Source organism: Acetomicrobium mobile, from assembly GCF_937920065.1.
The window spans coordinates 1-4,223 of sequence record NZ_CALETC010000093.1 but is presented as its reverse complement, the minus strand read 5'-3'; the positions used below and the strand labels follow the sequence as shown (position 1 = coordinate 4,223).

General features: G+C 38.9%; 4 protein-coding genes. All 4 read left to right on the top strand.

Features of this window, described 5'->3' with window-relative positions; all coding sequences use genetic code 11:
- The first annotated feature begins 120 nt into the window (after window positions 1–120).
- A complete protein-coding gene (pgaC, locus tag Q7P41_RS03985; protein ID WP_303882289.1) occupies window positions 121–1,371 on the top strand; it encodes a poly-beta-1,6-N-acetyl-D-glucosamine synthase in 1,251 nt (416 codons plus the stop codon).
- Entirely contained in the window at window positions 1,317–1,769 is a 453-nt protein-coding gene (pgaD, locus tag Q7P41_RS03980) for a poly-beta-1,6-N-acetyl-D-glucosamine biosynthesis protein PgaD (protein WP_303882288.1), read from the top strand. Before pgaC ends, pgaD begins: the two co-directional genes overlap by 55 nt.
- Window positions 1,770–1,970: 201 nt before the next feature.
- Complete coding sequence (locus tag Q7P41_RS03975) at window positions 1,971–2,657, top strand: polysaccharide deacetylase family protein (protein WP_303882292.1); 687 nt, start codon at window positions 1,971–1,973, stop codon at window positions 2,655–2,657.
- A 642-nt stretch (window positions 2,658–3,299) separates the two neighbouring features.
- Window positions 3,300–4,223: MBOAT family protein (locus Q7P41_RS03970; RefSeq protein WP_303882291.1), on the top strand; the 924-nt coding region annotated here is incomplete at its 3' end.

Below are 4,223 nucleotides of genomic sequence, written 5' to 3'. Positions count from 1 at the left end.
GTATAAGATGGTTTGGTGATTATTGTCCATATGGGGTAAAAGTCGCTCGGGAATTATTCATTGCGATAAAGCTTATTGAGGGACAATAGAGGGATATTAGGGGAGATAGGGGGTGAAAAAATGGAAGCGTTTATCAATGTATTATCTGCTTATGTCTTTTTTTATCCGTTGATAATGTCTCTATTTTGGATTGCAGGTTCAATCCTGTTTAGTCGAAGGTGGGAAAAGGGGATAGAATTAGACTTTGATAGCAATGATTGGCCGATGATTAGTATTTTGATACCTTGTTATAATGAAGAAGATACCATTGAAGAGACTATTACTCTCATGCAGAAAATAGCGTACAAAAATAAAGAAATAATAGCGGTAAATGATGGCAGCCAGGACAGGACTGGTGAGATCTTGCATCGATTAGCAATGCAACACGACAATCTAAGGGTTATAGACTGTAAGGAGAACAGAGGCAAAGCTACTGCTTTAAAACTTGCAACTTTTGCATCAAAGGCGGAGTACCTGATTTGCGTTGATTCAGATGCAGTGCTGGATCCATACGCAGCCCATTATTTGATTTATCATTTTTTCCATCATGGTGAGAGATTAGGTGCGGTTACTGGCAATCCTCGAGTACGCAATCGAGATACGTTATTAGCTAGATTGCAGATTGTGGAATATGCTTCAATTATCGGAGCCATAAAAAGGGCTCAGCGCATCTGGGGAAATATAATGACCATTTCTGGCGTTGTTGCTGCCTTTAGAAAAAAATCCTTGGTTGATGTGGGCTTATGGGATCATGACATGATAACTGAGGATATATCTGTCTCGTGGAAATTGCAAGAAAGATTTTGGAGCATACGTTATGAACCGAGGGCCTTGTGCTGGATGCTAGTGCCTGAAACAATTAAAGGCATTTGGAAGCAGCGGATTCGTTGGGCACAAGGTGGTCAGGAAGTAATACTGCGGCACTGGAAAGTTATACTTAGTTGGAGCCACAGGCGCATATGGCCACTTTATTATGAGCAGTGGGCTAGCTTGGTTTGGGATTATTCCTGGATAATCGTGACGGTTTATCGCTTTATAACTGCAAAAAACCTCCAAGAATTATTTATATGGTTTACATTTTCATCTTTCGCATTAGTCTTTTTGTGCCTTATACAGTTATTTACATCTTTAATAATTGATAGTAAATACGATAACGTATTGTACTGTTTTGCTTGGGGGGCATGGTATCCCGTCATATACTGGGTATTAAATGCAATGATAGTAGTGTTTGCTCTGCCCAGAGCAATCAAAAGCAGAATAAAAGGAGGATACGCCACATGGGTAAGCCCGGACCGAGGTACGCGGGATGCAGTACAAACAACTCATTTATAATAAAATCAAAAAAGATATGGTGGCGTGAAATTATTGTTGCCATGATAACATTGCTGTTATGGGTTTATTGTGGTGCGGTTGTCTTTTTTTACTTAGATGCGCTGCTTGCCCTTAATCATGATTTTCCACAGCTGTTTAGAACTGTTTTTAAAATGACTAATGTGGACGTAAAAAATTTTATAAAGCTGATTTGGTGTTTGTTTTCCATGGCATTTTTTACACTGTTCATTTGGAGCTATTATAATCGCAGAAGATTTGGGAGTTTAACCCGGCGCCACTATCCTAGTGAAACGACAAAGGAAGATTTGCTGAAATTAAATATGATAGATGAAGAGACCTACGATAAATTGCAGAACTCGAAAGTTATTGTATTTGAGAAAAATCCTATCAAGGATTAGGTGAGTTTAGTGAAAACTTCAGTTGTAAGATTTATAAGAACAACCATCATAGTATTGCTGATAGTTTTTGTAATTTTAATTTTTGCGGATAAGTCGGTTACTTCAAATACTGCGGCTATGGACTTTCCGGAACCTTTAAAGCGAGACGGATGTCTTGTGCTTACTTATCATCGTGTGAGAGATGATAATTTCGTGACAAAAATGGTAGAAGTATTGACCAACTCTGATGAGCTCAAGCATTATTCAGTTTATGAAAGTGAATTTGAACACCACATGCAAATATTAATGGAAAACAACGCGACTTTTGTTACACCTGATGAGTTGAGACAATTTCGAGAGAGCGGCAATTTCCCTGAAAACTGTATTTGGATTTGTTTTGATGATGTAGATGAATCGGTTTATGAGAATGCCTTTCCCATACTCCAAAAATATCAGATTCCTTTTACGCTATTTTTAATTGCAGGGCATGTTGGAAATTCGGATTTTAACAATTTGACTCTAGCTAACTGGCAGCAGATCCAGGAGATGGTAGACAGCGGCCTTGCTACGGTGGGCTCTCATACATTTGACATGCATTACTTAAAAAATGATGAACCGGTATTTTTTGATCCTGGGGAAAGGGATAATTTCTTAAATGATATCATAAAGAGCAAGCAGGTTATTGAGGCAAATCTCTCGGGAGTAGAAGTGGTGGATTTTGCCTATCCCTTTGGAGAAGGCAAGGAGGAACTCGTGCCTCTCATAGAAAAAGCAGGATTTTTATCAGCCTATATTCTAGCGCCGCGAATTGTGTGCAAAGATAATTCGCCTTACTGGCAAAACAGAATTTTAGTTGATAATGAAGTATTTAAAAATATCGTATTACCATGGGTCAAAACCCAAAGTTAAAAAGAACCAGACAGGGGGACGTTTTGTTTGTCAGGTTTTCAGACCTGACAAACAAAACGTCCCCCTGTCAGGCTGCTTTGGCATAGAAAGGAAAATTGAGGCCGGCAGATCAGTGTACTTTGAGGAAAGTGAGGGAGATTTCTCGTGCATGCTTTGGTCTTAAGAGTATGTCCCTTGGCTTAAATGGCAAGTTCGGCGCTTTCAATGTGCTTTTTTTCAGCATATTGCTCGCAATGATTAATGGGGCTTATTTTGAACGGTGCTATAAATTTTAAAAAATGGAAAACCCGTTTTCAGGAAGTACTTTCTGATGACGGGTTTTTTCAATTAGGGCGTCCAATAAACTCACAAAAAATGGGATTTATGTAAAATTATGTCTAAAAAGAAGGAAAAAGCTGTTTTTATATCGAAATTCCAATATAAATACAAAAATCTTCATTGCAAGTTGCAAAAAATATCTACAACATGGTGGAGGTTTTGGACGACGATATGGTTTTCTCAAGCTTAATTTTTTTGTACTTGTTCTTTCCCTTAAACTTAATTTTTTATTTTATCATCAAAAATAACACCTATAGAAATATTGTGCTGCTATGTTTCTCCTTATTTTTTTATGCCTGGGGGGAACCATTTTTTATTTTGGCCATGCTGCTTAGCGCGTTGGTGAATTATTTTTTTGCGCTGCTCGTGGATAAGTTTAGAGGAAATATAAGGAGCAAGCTTGCTTTGTGGGCAGCAGTAGCCTTTGACCTTTGTATGCTCGGAATATTTAAGTATTACAATTTTATTGTAGGCAACATAAATTATATTTTCCACACTGCCATACCCTTTAGCTCAATAGGTCTTCCTATTGGAATATCCTTTTATACTTTTCAAATAATATCCTATGTGGTGGATGTGTATAAGGGAGATGTCCCCGCTCAAAAGCACTTTTACAAGCTCTTACTTTACATGTGCCTGTACCATCAGCTGATCGCCGGGCCAATAGTCAGGTATAAGGACATTGCCTATGAGATTGACAACAGGCAGATTACGGTGGACCGCTTTAGCTCCGGCATAAATAGGTTCTTGGCAGGATTGTTTAAAAAGGTAATCATTGCTAATGCTGCCGGCAAGGTGGCAAGCACATTCCTGGACGGCAACTTAAGCGAGCTTTCGGTTTTGGGTGCCTGGCTAGGAATCATAATGTACACCATTCAGATTTATTTTGATTTTTCCGGCTACTCCTGCATGGCCATAGGCTTGGGGAGGATGTTTGGATTTACCTATAAGGAAAACTTCAACTATCCGTACATTGCAAAGAGCGTGCAGGATTTTTGGAGGAGATGGCACATCTCACTTAGTTCCTTTTTCCGAGATTACGTGTATATTCCCCTGGGAGGAAACAGGAAGAACTATGTGCGCAACGTAATGATAGTCTGGATGCTTACAGGCCTTTGGCATGGAGCAAGTTGGAATTTCATTATATGGGGTCTGTATTACGGCATATTGCTCCTTGTGGAAAGAAAGCTATTAGCAAGAGTGTTGCAAAAAATACCTGCAGTGTTATTGCACATATATTTGATCATT